12 protein-coding genes are annotated in these 15512 nt (G+C 70.2%); 7 read left to right on the top strand and 5 right to left on the bottom strand.

What is annotated here, in order from left to right:
• Positions 1–64 precede the first annotated feature (64 nt).
• Complete coding sequence (locus tag ABD830_RS44120; protein WP_345000774.1) at positions 65–1591, top strand: IucA/IucC family protein; 1527 nt, start codon at positions 65–67, stop codon at positions 1589–1591.
• Position 1592: 1 nt separating this feature from the next.
• Here ABD830_RS44120 and ABD830_RS44115 read toward each other — a convergent pair whose 3' ends face one another.
• Positions 1593–2681: a sialidase family protein gene (locus tag ABD830_RS44115; RefSeq protein ID WP_345000772.1), complete on the bottom strand. Its 1089-nt coding sequence runs from the start codon at positions 2679–2681 to the stop codon at positions 1593–1595.
• 121 nt (positions 2682–2802) lie between these two features.
• Here ABD830_RS44115 and ABD830_RS44110 point away from each other — a divergent pair, with 121 nt between their 5' ends.
• A complete protein-coding gene (locus tag ABD830_RS44110) occupies positions 2803–4209 on the top strand; it encodes a dihydrolipoyl dehydrogenase family protein (protein WP_345000770.1) in 1407 nt (468 codons plus the stop codon).
• On the opposite strand, the gene ABD830_RS44105 is transcribed toward ABD830_RS44110, so the two are convergent.
• The 3 genes from ABD830_RS44105 to ABD830_RS44095 form a co-directional block, all read right to left on the bottom strand.
• The gene (locus tag ABD830_RS44105; protein WP_345000767.1) at positions 4197–4607 is read right to left on the bottom strand and encodes an STAS domain-containing protein; all 411 of its coding nucleotides are present in this window, start codon (positions 4605–4607) and stop codon (positions 4197–4199) included. The two genes, ABD830_RS44110 and ABD830_RS44105, sit on opposite strands and share 13 nt — an antisense overlap.
• A 117-nt stretch (positions 4608–4724) precedes the next feature.
• A complete protein-coding gene (locus tag ABD830_RS44100) occupies positions 4725–5723 on the bottom strand; it encodes a hypothetical protein (protein ID WP_345000766.1) in 999 nt (332 codons plus the stop codon).
• The gene (locus tag ABD830_RS44095) at positions 5720–6997 is read right to left on the bottom strand and encodes a hypothetical protein (protein WP_345000764.1); all 1278 of its coding nucleotides are present in this window, start codon (positions 6995–6997) and stop codon (positions 5720–5722) included. Before ABD830_RS44095 ends, ABD830_RS44100 begins: the two co-directional genes overlap by 4 nt.
• Before the next feature lie 288 nt (positions 6998–7285).
• Here ABD830_RS44095 and ABD830_RS44090 point away from each other — a divergent pair, with 288 nt between their 5' ends.
• From ABD830_RS44090 to ABD830_RS44070, 5 genes are all read left to right on the top strand, one after another.
• Positions 7286–9424: a transglycosylase domain-containing protein gene (locus ABD830_RS44090; protein WP_345000762.1), complete on the top strand. Its 2139-nt coding sequence runs from the start codon at positions 7286–7288 to the stop codon at positions 9422–9424.
• Positions 9425–9603: 179 nt separating this feature from the next.
• Positions 9604–10575 carry a LacI family DNA-binding transcriptional regulator gene (locus ABD830_RS44085; protein WP_345000760.1) on the top strand — a complete coding sequence of 324 codons (972 nt, stop codon included), beginning with the start codon at positions 9604–9606 and terminating at the stop codon, positions 10573–10575.
• Positions 10562–11860 (top strand): serine/threonine-protein kinase, encoded by a 1299-nt coding sequence (locus ABD830_RS44080; RefSeq protein ID WP_345000758.1) that lies wholly within the window; start codon positions 10562–10564, stop codon positions 11858–11860. The genes ABD830_RS44085 and ABD830_RS44080 overlap by 14 nt, the downstream gene beginning before the upstream one ends.
• Before the next feature lie 236 nt (positions 11861–12096).
• The gene (locus tag ABD830_RS44075; RefSeq protein ID WP_345000756.1) at positions 12097–13158 is read left to right on the top strand and encodes a lytic polysaccharide monooxygenase; all 1062 of its coding nucleotides are present in this window, start codon (positions 12097–12099) and stop codon (positions 13156–13158) included.
• Positions 13155–13682, top strand: coding sequence for a hypothetical protein (locus ABD830_RS44070; RefSeq protein ID WP_345000754.1), 528 nt, complete (start codon positions 13155–13157; stop codon positions 13680–13682). The genes ABD830_RS44075 and ABD830_RS44070 overlap by 4 nt, the downstream gene beginning before the upstream one ends.
• 242 nt (positions 13683–13924) lie before the next feature.
• On the opposite strand, the gene ABD830_RS44065 is transcribed toward ABD830_RS44070, so the two are convergent.
• Complete coding sequence (locus ABD830_RS44065) at positions 13925–15508, bottom strand: cellulase family glycosylhydrolase (RefSeq protein WP_345000752.1); 1584 nt, start codon at positions 15506–15508, stop codon at positions 13925–13927.
• Between the last annotated feature and the right edge of the window lie 4 nt (positions 15509–15512).

Below are 15512 nucleotides of genomic sequence, written 5' to 3'. Positions count from 1 at the left end.
TTTGTCCCCATTGGTGCCAACAAGGGCAGCTATCAGCAGGTCTTATCTGGAAATAGTGTGAAATATGAGGCGCTCTGAGGCGGAGTTCGCGGCCGACCTGGCCCTCGTGCGCCCTGAGCTGTCCGCAGCGTACATGGCGGCCCTTCCGGACGCCCGCGCCGCCGTCCTGGGCCGCCTCTGGCGCAGCCTCCTGTACGAGCCCCTGCCCGGCCTGCTGACCTCCTCGGAGTGGCGCCCGGCCGCGCGGGTCCAGGTCGCGCTGGCGGACGGGCGCAGGCTCATGGGGCGGGCGCGTGAGCCGTACGACCTCGGGCGCGAGCCCGCGCTCTGGCTGAACGGCCACCCGTACACCCACCCGGCCGAGCTCCTGGCTGCCCTCGGCCTGCCGGGCACGGACCAGCTGGTGGCGGACCTGGACAACAGCGTGGCCTCGCTGGCGCTGTCCCGCGCACAGCCCTTCCACACCCCTGGCACCCCGGAGGAGCACGAGCAGAGCGTGGTGGACGGCCATCCGTACCACCCGGGTTGCCGCAGCCGTCCCGGCGTCTCCGTGGCCGAGCAGCTGGCGTACATGCCGGAGCACCGGCCAGTCGTCCACCTGGACCTGCTCGCGGTCCCCGCCGCTGACTGCCTCGTCTCGGGCCCGTGGCCGGACTCCCTCAGGGACGGCGACCGGCTCCTGCTCCCCGTGCACCCCTGGCAGAGCGCCCACGTCCTGCCCGGCCTGGGCCTGCGTCCGCACGTCACCGCCGCCGTCCCGGCCCGTCCGCTCATGTCCGTCCGCACTCTCGCCCCGCTCGACGGCGGCCCGCACATCAAGACGGCGTTCAGCACCCGGATGACGTCCGGCGTCAGGGACATCTCGCCCGGCTCCGTCCGCGACTGCGTCCACCTGTCGCACCTGCTCACCGTCCTGTCCGCGCGGCAGGGGGGACGGCCGCGGATCGCCCGCTACCTGGCCGGGGCCGCAGCCATGGTGAACGGCGAGCACAGCCCCGACCTGGCGGCCATGCTCCGCGAGCCGACAGGGTCCGCCGTCCCCGTCGGGGCGGTCACCGCCGCCATGGTCCGCGACCCGGCGGCGTGGCTGGCCGCGTTCGCCCGGCCGGCCTTCCGTGACCTGCTGGGCCTGCTGGCGCTCGGCGTGGCTCTCGAGGCGCACGGCCAGAACCTGCTGGTGGAGCTGGACCGGGACGGCATGCCGTACCGGCTGGTCTACCGCGACCTGGCCGACGTCCGAATCAGCCCCGCCAGGCTCGCCCGCAACGGCGTCGAGCTCCCGCCGGTCAGCGCCCGGCTCCTCGCGGACGATCCCGGAACCCTGCACGCCAAGCTCTTCGGCGGGCTCGTCGGCACGACGTTCGGCAGCCTGATCGCGCTCTTCGGCCGGGGCGACCGGGCCGAGGAGTCCCGCCTCTGGGACGTCGTGGCCGCCGCGGCCAGGGACGCGTCCGACGAACTGCCGCGCACGGAGGACCGCAAGGCGCTCTTCGGGCCGCACCTCACGGTCAAGGCCCACCTGCTCGCCCGCCTGGAGAGCGCCCCACCCGGCGACAGCTGGACCACCCTGCCCAACCCCCTCGCCACCTGAGTCAGGGGGTCAGCTCGGCGATGGGGATACGGCGGAAGGCGATGGATTCGTACGCTCCGAAGTCGCCGGTCTCGAACAGCAGTCCCACCGTGTCCCCGTCAACCCGCACCAGGTCGGAGTAGGCCGCCGGCAGCCCCGACACCGTGTGCACGGCCCGCCAGGTCACCCCGAGGTCGCCGCTGGCCCGTACGGTCATCAGCGCCCGGGCGTCCGGCGCGGCAGGACCCGAGAACAGCAGCACGTCCGGTGACGAGCACCACAGTGCACTGCCCTCCACCACCGGCCCGACCAGGCCCGCCTGGGGGCGGAAGGGGCGGTCGAGCGTCTGGCCGCCGTCGGAGGAGTACGCGTCGGCCCTGGTGCCGGGGGCGGTGGAGTCGGTGCGGGCGTTGACGTAGAGGCGGCCGTCCGGCAGTTCGGTGGCGGTGGTCTCGTTGACGTTGACGTACCCGTCGGGGTTGTCGTCGACGTACCCGAGGCGCCACGTCTGGCCGCCGTCGTCGCTCAGCAGCGCGTGGCCGCCGTCGTACTTGCCCTCTGTCCCGGTGTCGGACCCGGACGGCGGCAGCGAGTGGTTGCCGGGCACCACGATCCGACCGCTGCGCAGCGCGACGGCGTGCCCGGGAGCGGTCGCGTACCAGCGCCACTCGGCGCGCTTCACGCTGCCGGTGATCTCGCGAGGCGCCGGCCAGGTGATCCCGTCGTCCGAGCTGACCTGTACGAACACCCGCCGCCCGTCGGCCGCGGCCACCTGGCCACGCCGGATCCTGTCCTCCGTGACCGACGGCCCCTGCCTGACGTGGACCAGGACGATCCGGCCGTCGGCCAGTGCCACGGGCGCGGGGTTGCCCGCGGTGCCCCGGCGCGGCTCCGTGGCGACCACCTGGAGCGCGCCCCAGGTCCTGCCGCCGTCCGTGGAGCGCTTGAGCACGATGTCGATGCGGCCGGAGTCCCCGGCCGAGGCGTGCCGCCCCTCCGCGAACGCCAGCACCGTGCCCGCCCCGGTCACCACCGCCGCGGGGATCCGGTACGTGTGATAGCCATCCGTCCGCTGCCGGTACGGCACCGACGTCGGGTAACGATCAACCATGCGGGCACGGTACGGGCCCCGGGTGAACGCGGCGTGAAGTCCGGCGAACGGGGCGCGACGAGGTGGTCCCAGGCCAGGCATGAAAGAGTGCCATGCATAGGCGAGTGCTTCTGGAGGCAGGGTGGCTGACGAGTTCGACGTCATTGTGATCGGCGCCGGTCCCGCCGGCGAGAACGTCGTGGACCGGGCCGTGCGCGGCGGGCTGACCGCGGCGATCGTCGAGGAGCGGCTGGCCGGCGGCGAGTGCTCCTACTGGGCGTGCGTCCCGAGCAAGGCGCTGCTGCGGCCGATCGATCTGATGGGCGAGGTGGCGCGCGTCCCGGGGCTGTCGCTCGGGCCCGTCGACGTGGCGGCCGTGCTGGCCAGGCGTGACGAGGCCATCGGGCACTTCGACGACTCCGGGCAGGTGCGGTGGATCGAGAGCGTGCCGGCCGAGTACGTACGGGGGCGCGGGCGCATCGACGGCCCCAAGCGCGTACGCGTCACCACCGAGGACGGCGGCGAACGCGTGCTGACCGCCCGGCAGGCCGTCGTGCTGGCCACCGGCAGCACGCCCGCCATCCCGCCCACTCCGGGCCTGGCCGAGGCGGAGCCCTGGACCAGCCATGACGTGACCGTGACCGATTCCATCCCCGAGCGGCTGATCGTGATCGGCGGCGGCGTGGTCGCCTGCGAGATGGCCCAGGCCATGCACGGGCTCGGCGCACGCCAGACCACCGTGCTGGTGCGCGGCCGCGGGCTGCTGCCCAGGATGGAGCCGTTCGCGGGAGAGCTGCTGGCCGAGTCGTTCGCGGAGGCCGGCATCGAGGTGCGCGACCAGGTCGAGGCCGTCAGGGTCGAGCGCCCGGAGCCCGGCGGGAAGGTGACGGTGCACCTGCCGGACGGGCCGCCGCTGGAGGCCGACGAGCTGCTGGTGGCGACCGGCCGCCGGCCCGCGACCCGCGACATGGGGCTCAGCACGGTGGGCCTGCCCGACGGCAAGTACGTCGAGGTGGACGACAGCATGCGGGCCACCGCGATCTCCGACGGCTGGCTGTACGCCGTGGGCGACGTCAACGGACGCGCGCTCCTCACCCACATGGGCAAGTACCAGGCCAGGATCTGCGGTGACGTGATCGCCGCGCGGGCCCGCGGTGACGAGCTGCCCGGGATGCGGGATCTGGCGGACGGGTACGGCGCGCCGCAGGTCGTCTTCACCGATCCGCAGATCTGCGCGGTCGGCCGCACCGAGGCGGTGGCTCGGGCCGACGGGTTCCGTGTGCGCGTGGTGGACTACGACATGGGGAAGGTCACCGGCGGTTACCTGATGGGCGACGGCTACCGCGGCCGGGCCAGGGCCGTGGTGGACGAGGACAGGAAGGTGCTGCTCGGCGTCACGTTCGCCGCGCCGGGGGCGTCCGACCTGCTGCACTCGGCCACGATCGCGGTCACGGCCGAGGTGCCGCTTGACCGCCTCTGGCACGCGGTCCCGTCCTTCCCGACGGTGAGCGAGGTGTGGCTGAGGCTGCTGGAGGCCTACGGCCTGTGATGTCTGCCGGCCGCCGCCCTGGCCCCATATGTCGCGGCGGCGGCCGCTCTCGACTGCAGCGTCAGCTCCGCCACCGTGTCGTCGACGCTGCCCCGCAGCTCCACGTGCGACAGCAGGTCGGTCAGCCGTAGCACCGACAGCAGGTGGGAGGAGGGCCGCACCACGATGATGCGCCCGCTGCCCTCTTCCTCCATCCGCTGCATGGCCATCGCGAGCACCCCGATGACGGACGAATCGTAAAAGTCCAGATCAGCGAGGTCGAACACGAGGACGGGCCCCTGCGTCCAGTCCCACACAGCGTTGATGCAGGCGCTGAACCGGACCCGGCCCGCGTGGTCCAGCTCGCCGCTGGCGCGCAGGACCGTGCAATGGACGTGCCGGATGGTCTCGATTCGCAAGCCGCTCCTCACACAGGAGAAACTTCCCGCTGAGCGGCGTTATCACCGGCAATGGCCATTTTTCCCGCCGCATTACACTCACCTGCCCCCAGGGTTACCAAGCGGCGAGCAGCTTGACTAGTGCGCGACGGCCGACTCCAGCGTGGGCATGGCGCCGAGGCAGGGTCCCATGATCACCAGGAACGGCGAGTTGGTGGGGCTGGGCAGGACGAGCTGGGTCACGTTGCCGTCGACCCGCTGCTCGGGCACTCCCATGTTCCCGTCCCTGATGCTGAGCACCCGCTTGACGGGCGGCGCCGCCATGCCCAGCAGCTTCCTGGTGGCGTGGCGCATCCAGCGCAGCTCGCTGTTGACCCGTCCCCACGTCGCGGGGATGACGCTCGCGGGCTCCGCCTTGGTGCCCAGCCTGAGCGTGAGGCGGCCGCTCGACCCGAACGTGTCCTTCAGCGGCGGGTTGACCACGAACAGGCCCGAGCGCAGCACGCGCACGCCCTGCCGGTTGAAGTTCACCAGGCCGCCCGCGCTGATCAGCGAGGAGTGCTCACAGCGGAGGCCGTCGAGAGTGTCCGGGTCGAAGTCCACCGCCGGCGGCTCCTCGAACACCACCTTGTTCAGCCGCACCCCGGCCACCCCGTCGGGCATGACGCGCCCCGACACGGCCTGGCGCACCTCCGGGCAGACTCCGTCGCCCTCCATGATGTCGAGCAGCTCGACGCAGATCAGCCCGTCGTCCGGGATCTCGTCGGGCGACAGGTCGAAGGTCACGCGGGCGTGCGCCCGCTTCCCCCTGAGCACCACGCACTGGCGCAGCCGCCCCTGGGAGCGGACCTGCACCAGCCGGGGCAGCAAGGTCGCGGTCTCGGCCTTGCCGTCGTGCCAGCCGGTCAGGGACCGCTCGTCCAGCGACAGCGTCAGCAGCACCCGCAGCGAGCGCCCCTGCGCGGAGACCTTGAACCCCGCCAGCCCCGAGGTCTCGAACCTGCCCACGATCTGGGTGCCCCGGTGGAACCCGTCGGTCACCTGCAGCGCGGAGACCTGGCCGTTGTTGAGGTGGACGGGCGGGATGGCGGGAAGAATCAGCTGGTCGAGCTCGGTGGCGGATCCTGGGCTGGTCATGGGGTGCTCCTGGGGACGAACGGCCCTTCCGGGTCGGGAAAGTCATGGTGCGGAACGGCGTGGCCGAGTCGGCGGAACCGATCGTGGGCACTCCTGATGTACGGCCCCGCCGGGTCGTGGAAGTCGAAACGGGTGAGCATGGGCTCGCGCCGGTCCCACATGCGTGCGACCGCGCTGTAGAGGGGGTCGCCGTCGCGCTCCACGTGCCAGAGGTTGACGGCGAGCGCCCGCGCGTAGTCGGCGCCGTGCTCCCAGTGCGGCAGGAGCCCGGTGGGCACGTCCGCGCCGCAGCGGCGCAGCCAGAGCCACAGGCGGGCGCGCTCACGCTGCTCCGGCTCGAGGATGGACTCCCCCTTGTCGTGCTTGGCGATGACCTCGTCGAGCAGCAGGCGGATGTCCGACGGCTGCAGCGCGACGTGCGTGGTGCGGCAGGCCCTGCCCACCGACCAGCCTGCCTGGATGACGGGGATGCCGAACGCGGGCAGATCGCTGTTGCCGAACGCGACTCCCGCGTCGGTCATGCTCCAGAGCAGATTCGTGGACAGGGCGCCGGCCACGCACCTGATCCGGGAGTGCGACCTGGTGACGGGGTCGAGGAAGAGCCAGTTCGCCGACACGTCGGATGCGGCGTAGTCCACCGTCGCCTGGAACAGCTCCGTGTCCTGCTCCGGCTGGTGGCCGAGGACCGCGAACGTCGGCAGGCCGGGGTCGAGCCCCAGACGGGCACAGCCGTGCTGGCGGAGCTGGCGGCGCTCGGTGTCCGTACGGACCTGGTAGCCGCTCTTCGCCCGCCAGGCCGTCCGCTCCGCGTCGGGCGCGATCACGTGCCTGTGCGGCCAGACGTGCCGCTCGAAGAAGGCTCCGACCCGGGCCGGCAGCTCCTCGTGGAACGAGCAGGGACCCTGATCGGGGAAGAGCGCGTACGCCTTCAGCGACCCCTTCCCGTGGACCTGCACGACCGGGATGTCCCTGGGCACGCCGGGATCCACCCGGCTGGTGACCAGCGCGGCCGGCGGCACCCGCGGCCCCCCGTCCGCCTCGGCCCCGAACACCTCGGCCAGCCCGCGCCACTCCGGATCGACCAGCGCGAACAGCCGCGCCGACAGCAGCTCGCAGACAGCCTTCGCGACCATGAGCGTGCGCACCACGACCCGGATGTCCTGGTCGAACGCCTCCGCCACGACGCAGCTGTCACCGCCAGGGCTCTCACCCCAGTATGTTCTAGCGGCGGCGAGCAGCCGATCGAAGTGCTCGCCATCCCCGACACGTCGCATATGACCCCCCACCACGACCGGTAGGAACCCGACATTGCCAGAGCTGCCGACACCCACCCGCACGTCAACACGCTTTCTTTGACGAAAACTGAAGATCGCCACGGCTGGCGCCGAGGCCACGGGCAGCCTGAACGCCGATTAAGCGGGCAGAGACGGAGAAACCCCGCCTCCCGCGCGAACAAACCAGCCCCAAGCAGGGTCCAAGATTTTACATAGAGCACGTCATGGCGGGGTTTAGGATGCACCCAAATGCCAAGAAGGGGAGGTTTTACCACCATGGGTTCCCGTGTGTCGAGTATCGCGCGCCTGACCGGGGCAGCGATCGCGGCCGGTGTGGTGGCCGCGGCCATCGCGCTACCCGCGGTCGGTGGGACAGGAGCGATGTTCGTCTCGGCATCGGAGGACCTGGGCATCAAACCCCAGGAGCTCAAGGAACCGCCCCTCGCGCAGAAGACGACGGTGCTGGACGCCAAGGGCAAGCCCATCGCGACGTTCTACGAGGAGTACCGCGAGAACGTCAGGCTCGACCAGATCGCCGACATCATGAAGACGGCGATCATCTCGATCGAGGATTTCCGCTACTACGAGCACGGCCCGATCGACATCGAGGGCACCGTCCGCGCCCTGGCCAAGAACCTCAGCTCGGGCGGCATCGCCCAGGGCGGCTCGTCCATCACCCAGCAGTACGTCAAGCAGGTGCTGCTCAACTCGGGCACCACCAAGAAGGAGAAGAACGCGGCCCTCGAGGCCAGCTACGCGCGTAAGCTCAACGAGCTGCGGTACGCGATGGCGATCGAGAAGAAGTACACCAAGGACCAGATCCTCGAGAAGTATCTGAACATCGTGTACTTCGGCGCCCGCGCCTACGGCATCGAATCGGCCGCCAGGCGCTTCTTCGGGGTGCCCGCCGCCAAGCTGACCCTGCCGCAGGCCGCCACCCTGGCCGGCGCCGTGCAGGACCCGCTGCAGACCGACCCCGACCGGGGCAAGGAGTACAAGGAGCGGCTGCTGGCCCGGCGCAATGTCGTGCTGGACAGGATGGCCGAGCTGAAGAAGATCACGCCGGAGCAGGCCGCCGAGGCCAAGGCCACGAAGCTCGGTTACAAGGGCACCCCGCTGCCCGGCGGCTGCGAGTCCAGCGACTACCCGTACTTCTGCATGTACGTCCGCAACGAGATCCTCAGCAACGTGGACTTCGGCAAGACGAAGAAGGAACGAACCCAGTTCCTCAACCGGGGCGGCCTCGAGATCAGGACCACGATCGACCCGAAGATGCAGGCCGCGGCCGAGAAGGCGATCAAGAAGCACGTGTTCGCCTCGGACAACCCGGTCGCCTCGGAGGCCCTGGTGCAGCCCGGGACCGGCCAGATCAAGGCCATGGCCGCCAGCCGCAAGTACGGCATCCGCAAGAGCAAGAACGAGATGTCCTACAACGTCGTCGCCGACGCGGTGCACGGCGGTGGCGTCGGCTTCCAGGCCGGCTCGACGTTCAAGCCCTTCACCCTGCTCACCGCGCTCAAGCAGGGCATGAAGATCAACGACGGAATCTCGGTGGGCGGCGGTTACCGCGCTCCGGCCTTCTGGTCGTTCAAGAACTGCAAGGGCAACAACGTGGGCGATCCCAGCTTCACCGTCACCAACGCCGAGGGCGGCGACGGGGGCTTCGAATCGCTGGCCACCGGCACCTGGGGCTCGGTGAACACCTTCTTCATGGCGCTGGAGCAGAAGGTGGGCCTCTGCAACGTGGTCAAGACGGCCAAGTCGCTGGGCATCAAGCGCTCCGACGGGCTGGACCTGCAGGAGTACGAGACGTTCACGCTCGGTATCAACGAGATGGACCCCGTGACCGTCGCCACCGCGTACGCCGCCATCGGCGCCCGCGGCAAGTACTGCACGCCGATGGCCATCACCTCGATCAAGGATCGCGACGGCAAGGTCACCAACTACAAGCCCAAGTGCAAGCAGGCGATCGACCCTGAGGTGACCGACGCCGCGGCGAGCATCATGTCCGGCGTGTTCACCAAGGGCACCATGAAGGGCGTCGGCGGCATCGGCCGGCCGGCGGCCGGCAAGACGGGCACCACGGACGCCCAGTCCACCGCCTGGTTCGCCGGTTTCACCCCTGACCTGGCGGGCGCGGTCAGCATCGGCGACCCGCGCGGCGCGGTCACCCACAAGCTGAACAACATCCGCATCGGCGGCCGCTACTACGGCTCGGTCTTCGGCGCCTCCATCCCCGGGCCCATCTGGAACGACACCATGAAGGCCGCCCTCAAGGGCATCCCGGCGACCGACTTCACGCCGGTCAACACCTCTCGCTTCGGTGGCTGCGGATCGAGTTGCGCGCCCCGGCGGCAGGAGCCCAGGAACGACCGCCCGGATAACCAACTGGACGAGGCGGACATCGACACGACGTTTAACCACTGATCAACAGCGGCGGAAAACTGGGAAAACTCAGAAAGGCCCGCCGGGTGCCAATGCCTCCTAGCTGAGGAAATTCGGGGTGCGTCCGCACAAGCGGACGCACTCCTAGCAAAGGCCCTATTAACAGCGACGAAACATTGGTAACGTGGGAGCGCTCCCAGGATCTTCCCGCGAGGTGCTCCATGACCGAGCAGCCCACACTGGCACAGGTGGCGGCCGCTGCAGGGGTTTCCCCCGCGACCGCATCTCGAGTCCTCACGGGCTCGGTGCGGGTCAGTACCTCGACCCGCCGGCAAGTCTACGACGCCGTCTCCCGCATGGGATACGTGCGCCAACGCGCTCCACGGGGAACGGCCGCCAAGACCATCGCCGACGGAGTCACGGCAGTGATCTGCGACCATCTCCCCCGCCTTTTCTCCGAGCCCTACTACGCCCGGCTCCTGTCCGCGGCAGGTGCCGTGCTCGCCGAGCACGGCACCCATCTCATGATTACCACCGTCACCCCCACGTCATCCACCCTGCCGGCGCTGTCCGGCGCGGTGCTCATCGTGGGCGCCAGAGAGCGACATCCTCTGGCGATCAAGTTATCCACCTCGGGCGTCCCCGTGCGCAACATCGGCCGCCCGCCTCACGACCTCAAGCTCCCGTTCGCCGACGTGGACAACCTCGACGGCGGGCGCCAGGCGGCCGAGCACTTCCTGCTGTCCGGCCGCCGCAACGTCGCCGCCATCGGCGGCCCACCGTCCCTGCCCGGCGCCCGAGATCGCCTGGAGGGTCTGATACGCACGCTCCAAGCAGCCGGCCTGCCGGACGTGCCCGTGGCGTACGGCGACTTCACCGCGGCCTCCGGCACGCACGCCATGCAGTGGCTGTTACGCCACGCCCCCGGGCTGGACGCCGTCTTCGTGGCGTCCGACCTGATGGCGGCGGGCGCGATCCAGGCATTACGCAGGGCGGGGCGCAAGGTGCCCGCGGACGTCGCGGTGATCGGATTCGATGACGCGCCGGTCGCGAGGCACACCGTTCCCGCCCTGACCACCATCCGCCAGCCCGTCGAGGAGCTCGCCACGGTCGCCACCCGGCTGCTCCTGACGGGGGCCGCGGGGATCGACCCCATACTCCCCACGGAACTGGTCATCCGTGAGTCGGCTTGAGCCGGGGGATGTGCTGGCCCGCAGGTATCTGTTGCTGGATCCGCTGGCCCGCGGGGGAATGTCGGTCATCTGGCGCGCTTTCGACCAGTCACTGCACCGGATGATCGCGGTCAAGGTGCTCACGGCCTCACTGCACGCCGGCGACTGCGAGCGGGTCAGCGCGCGCAGTGAGGCCCGCGCCGCCGCCAGGTTCATCCATCCCGATTCCATCGAGATCTACGACTACGGCGAGACCGTCACCACGAACGGCGGCGTCGCGGCCTACGTGGTGATGCCGCTGCTCGACGGCCCACCGCTGGCCGAGCGCATCGAGCAGGGCCCGCTGCCGTGGTCCGAGGCGGCGGCCATCGCGCTGAGGCTGGCGCGGGTCCTGATGGCCGGGCACGCCCGCGGCCTGGTCCACCGGGACGTCACGGCCGAGAACGTGCTGCTCACCGCCGACGGCCCCAAGCTGCTCGACTTCGGCATCGCGGCCTGGGCCGGAGATCCCGACGACGACCGCGGCACCCCTCCCTACGTCGCCCCCGAGCGGCTGTTCGGCGCGCCGACCCATCCCGCGGTCGACGTGTACGCCCTGGGCGTGCTGCTGTACGCCATGCTCACGGGGCACACGCCGTACCCGGAGACGACGTGGGAGGAGATCGAGGCGGCCCGCAGGATCTATCCTCCGCCCCGCATCCCCGGCGTGCCGCACTCCGTGGCCTCGCTCTGCCAGCGCTGCCTGGCGTACCGGCCGGAGGCGCGGCCGACCACGGCCGAGATCGTCTCGGCGCTGACCTCAGCGCTCGGCACGGCGACGCTGGGCCGGCAGGTCAGGCGCGGTCTCACGGTCGCCGGGTCGGCGGCCATCGCGCTCTCCGCCCTGCTGTGGCTCCAGCGGACGGGGTTCCAGGACCTGGAGGGAATGGTCATGCCGTCGCCGACGGCGATCATGCCCTCGCCCACGGCGGTCCTGCCCTCGCCTCCGGCCAACCACATCGAGAGCAGGCCGGCGCTCGTGGAGAGCACGCCGGTCACGGTGGACACCGTGGAGCAGGCCGTGGACGACTTCAGGACCGTGCTGGAGGCCAGGACGCCGTGCGGCGCGACCGACGCCGACGTCGTGCTGGACCTCAAGCAGGTGCTGCACGCCGCGGTGTCGCCGCACGGCCCGTCAGCGTCGACGACCGCGGGCGTGCGCAGGAAGCTCTCCGACCGCATGGCCGAGGGCCGGCTCGCGCCCGCCTGCCTGAGCGAGTTGCAGGCCAGGCTCGACGAGATCGACGCCGCGCTCGAGCGGGATTGATGAGGGGTACGGCAGCACCCGCCGTACCCCTCTAACGTCGTCCGCGCCCCTCGCTGGCACGACCGGCGCCATGTCCCTGAATGGGAGCGCTCCCAATCATAGGGCACGGTGACCAAGATCGGATGAAACTTTCACAGCGCGTTGTCGGAGCCGTCCGGGGCGTGATTCAATGCGCTCACCGGGCGGGCAGGTCATGGGGCAGGTTTTTCCTCTGTCGTCAGCGCAAGGGAATCCCCATGAGGTTATTCAAGTCGGCGGCGATCACCGCCGTCACGGTACTGATCGCGACTGTCCTGATCGTGCCCATGCAGGCACAGGCGCACGGGGTGTCGATGTTCCCCGGCGCCAGGACGTTCCTGTGCTGGAAGGACGGCCTGCGGGAGAACGGCCAGATCACCCCCTACAACCCCGCGTGCGCGGCGGCCGTCGCGCAGAGCGGCTCGACCCCGCTGTACAACTGGTTCGCGGTACTGCGCTCCGACGGCGCGGGCCGTACCTCCGGATTCATCCCCGACGGGCAGCTCTGCAGCGGCGGCACCGGAGGTCCCTACGACTTCACGGCCTACAACGCGGTGCGCAGTGACTGGCCGGTGACCCACCTGACCTCGGGCGCGACCATCCAGATGCGGCACAGCAACTGGGCCAAGCACCCCGGCTCGTTCAACTACTACATCACCAAGAACGGCTGGAACCCGAACGGGCCGCTGAAGTGGTCGGATCTGGAGCCGTTCGGCAGCGTCACGAACCCGCCCGACACCGGCCCCGCCGGCGCGCTCAACTACTACTACTGGAACGCCCAGCTCCCGTCCGGCAAGACCGGCCGGCACATCATCTACACGCACTGGATCCGCTCCGACAGCAACGAGAACTTCTACAGCTGCTCCGACGTCGTCTTCGACGGCGGCAACGGCGAGGTCACCGGCGTCGGCCCGGGCCAGAGCACGCCCACCGCCACCCCGACGGTGACGCCGACGGTCACCCCGAACCCCGGCGCCTGCACCGCCACATGGAAGGCCACCGACACCGGCTGGGCCGGCCACTTCCAGGGCGAGGTGACCGTGAAGAACACGAGCGCCTCCTCCATCAACGGCTGGACGGTCAAGTGGACCTACAGCGGCGGCCAGGGCTTCGACGGCTCGCCGTGGAACGGCGTGCTGTCCGGGCAGCCGCCCAACGTGGTGGTCAAGAACGCCACCTACAACGGGCAGCTGGCGCCGAACGCGACGACCACGTTCGGCTTCAACGCCACGGGTTCGATCCCGAACCCGGCCCCGGCCCTGACCTGCACCAGTCCGTGATCAAGTCACGTCGCGGGCTGGTCGCGGCGATCGTCACCCTGGCCGGCCTGACCCTGGCCGGGGTGATGTTCTTCGCCGGCCGGCAGCCGTCGTCGCAGCTGTACAAGGAGCTCGCCGCCCAGGTGACGCTGGTGCTGGAGCAGTCCTCGCTCGACGAGCACCACGCGCACGGCCACGACTTCGACTCGCGCGTCGTGTGCGCCGTGGAGACGTTCGGGACCGAACCGGCGGACGCCACTTCCGTCGTCGAGGTGAAGTGGGTGTACGCGCGCCACATGTGCGCGGTCACCGACGCGGGCACCGACTGGGCGACCTCCGTACGGGCCTCTGGCCCGATCGCCGTCCGCATCGGCATCCCTCCCGTGGTCAGGGTGCCGGAGCCGGGCATGGGCTATCCGGACCGGGTCCGGCGGCTGATCCCGGCCCGCTACCAGGAGCAGGCCTTCGCCGAGTTCGACGACGAGGACGCGATCAACGCTGCCCGACAGAGGTTCACGGAAATCAAGAAAGCCCAGGTCCGGTAAGACAGGCGAGGGAGCGCCGTCGCCTGGACTGAGGAACGCAGGGAGCGAAGCGACCGGAGTGACGAGGGAAGGCGACGGCTTCCAGCGACCGAGCCCGCCTATGCGGAGCAGAGGCCATAGACACGGACGCGGCCGACTGGAGGTATCGGCCGCGTCCGTCCCATCCGGGCGGGATGGTGTCACTAGGCAGGGATGTTGTGTTCTCGCCTCACCTCCTCATACGCAGCGGTACGACTGGCGGTTCAGTTGGCGCAGGTGTAGCCGGAAGGGACGGCTGTGTTGCCGCTCGGACGGCCGGCCTGCACCCCGAAGCCGGTGCTGGCGTTCGGCGCGAGTGAGCCGTTGTAGCTCAGGTTCTTGGCCGTCACGGTCTGGCCGCTGACCGTCACCGCGGCGTTCCAGGAGCCGGTGACCGTGTGCCCGGCCGGCAGCGTGAAGGTCACCGTCCAGCTCGACTTGGTCGAGGTGCTGGTGTTGGTCACGGTCACGGGCTGCAGGACGTACCCGGTGCTCCACTGGCTCTGCACGGTCCCGGCGGCCGTGCACCCGCCGCCGCCGCTGCCGCCGCTCTGCGTGGTGAACGACGCCGTCGGGGACGCGGCGGACTGGTTGCCGGCCGCGTCCCTGGCCTTCACGTAGACCTGGTACGTGGTCGCCGCCGACAGCCCGGTCAGCGTGATCGAGTTCGTGGCGGTCGAGCCGAGCATGGTGCCGGTCGAGGTGTAGACGTCGTAACCGGCCACGCCCACGTTGTCCGTGGAGGCGGTCCAGGTCAGCGTGGCTCCCGACGAGGTGACACCGGAGGCGGACGGCGTGCCGGGCGTGGTCGGCGGGCTGGTGTCCGTGCTGCCGCCGCCGTAGATCGAGGCCTGCTTGGAGGTGGCCGCGATGCCGTTGGCGCCGTTGAACAGCCGCCGGCCCCAATCCGTGAGCTGGGTGACGTCGAAGTTGGTGACCTGGTCGAGGTACTCGACGCCGCCGCCGTTGCCGCTCCACGACCAGCCCAGGTAGCCGAGGCCGCGGCTCACGGACTGGGCCATGATCGTGTCCTCGTCCGGGTTCCCGTCGGAGTGGTTGAACCCGAACTCGCCGACGACCAGCGGCAGACCGGCGGTCTTGAAGGCGTCCATGTACGCGTTGATCTCCGCGGCGGTGTCGAAGACGCCGTACATGTGGATGGAGAAGATCGTGTTCTTGTTCGGGTCGCTGTCGAAGACCGCCCGCGCGTTGTCGCGCATGCCGAACTGCCAGTCCTGGCCCCAGTTGGGCGCGTCCACCATCAGCGCGTGCTCGAAGCCGTTGCTGCGCAGCTTCTGGATCGCGGCCGTGGTGGCGGCGGCCCAGCCAGGAGTGACGGCGTTGTTGCCGATCGGCTCGTTGCCGATGTTGATGATGACGTAGTTCTCCTGGCCGACCAGGGCGGACTTGACGCTGATCCAGTAGTTGGCGGCCTGGTCGAGGGTGTAGGCGCCGCTCTGCTCGCCGTACCCGGTGGTGTCGTGGTTCTCGAGCACGCAGATGAGCTTGTTCTGCTTGCAGAGGGCGACGACGTCGGCCACGTCGGAGGCGGTGTTGGCGGTCCAGCGGCCGCCGCTGAGCACGACCCGCACGGTGTTGGCCTTCAGCGACTTGATGTCGGCGAACGCCTTGGTCTGCGTCGGGTACCAGGTGTGCGCGTGACTGGTGCCGCGCATGACGAACTCCTGGCCGTTGGACTCAAGGATCTTCGTGCCGCTGACGTGGATGCCGGTGGCGGCGTTCGCGGCGGAGACCGGGGCGACGAAGAAGGCGAGGAGGCAGGCCAGCGCGGTCAACAGTGGTCTCATGTGC

The organism is Nonomuraea helvata, from assembly GCF_039535785.1.
GTDB lineage: Bacteria > Actinomycetota > Actinomycetes > Streptosporangiales > Streptosporangiaceae > Nonomuraea > Nonomuraea helvata.
The sequence above is the reverse complement of the archived record's forward strand: the minus strand, read 5'-3'. Positions and strand labels throughout refer to the sequence as shown.

What these genes read in the sequence shown, in the direction of transcription:
- ABD830_RS44120 (WP_345000774.1), top strand. Translation starts at nt 65, where the DNA reads ATGAGGCGCTCTGAGGCGGAGTTCGCGGCCGACCTGGCCCTCGTGCGC.
- ABD830_RS44095 (WP_345000764.1), bottom strand. Translation starts at nt 6,997, where the DNA reads ATGCGACGTGTCGGGGATGGCGAGCACTTCGATCGGCTGCTCGCCGCC.
- ABD830_RS44075 (WP_345000756.1), top strand. Translation starts at nt 12,097, where the DNA reads ATGAGGTTATTCAAGTCGGCGGCGATCACCGCCGTCACGGTACTGATC.
- ABD830_RS44085 (WP_345000760.1), top strand. Translation starts at nt 9,604, where the DNA reads ATGACCGAGCAGCCCACACTGGCACAGGTGGCGGCCGCTGCAGGGGTT.
- ABD830_RS44100 (WP_345000766.1), bottom strand. Translation starts at nt 5,723, where the DNA reads ATGACCAGCCCAGGATCCGCCACCGAGCTCGACCAGCTGATTCTTCCC.
- ABD830_RS44115 (WP_345000772.1), bottom strand. Translation starts at nt 2,681, where the DNA reads ATGGTTGATCGTTACCCGACGTCGGTGCCGTACCGGCAGCGGACGGAT.
- ABD830_RS44065 (WP_345000752.1), bottom strand. Translation starts at nt 15,508, where the DNA reads ATGAGACCACTGTTGACCGCGCTGGCCTGCCTCCTCGCCTTCTTCGTC.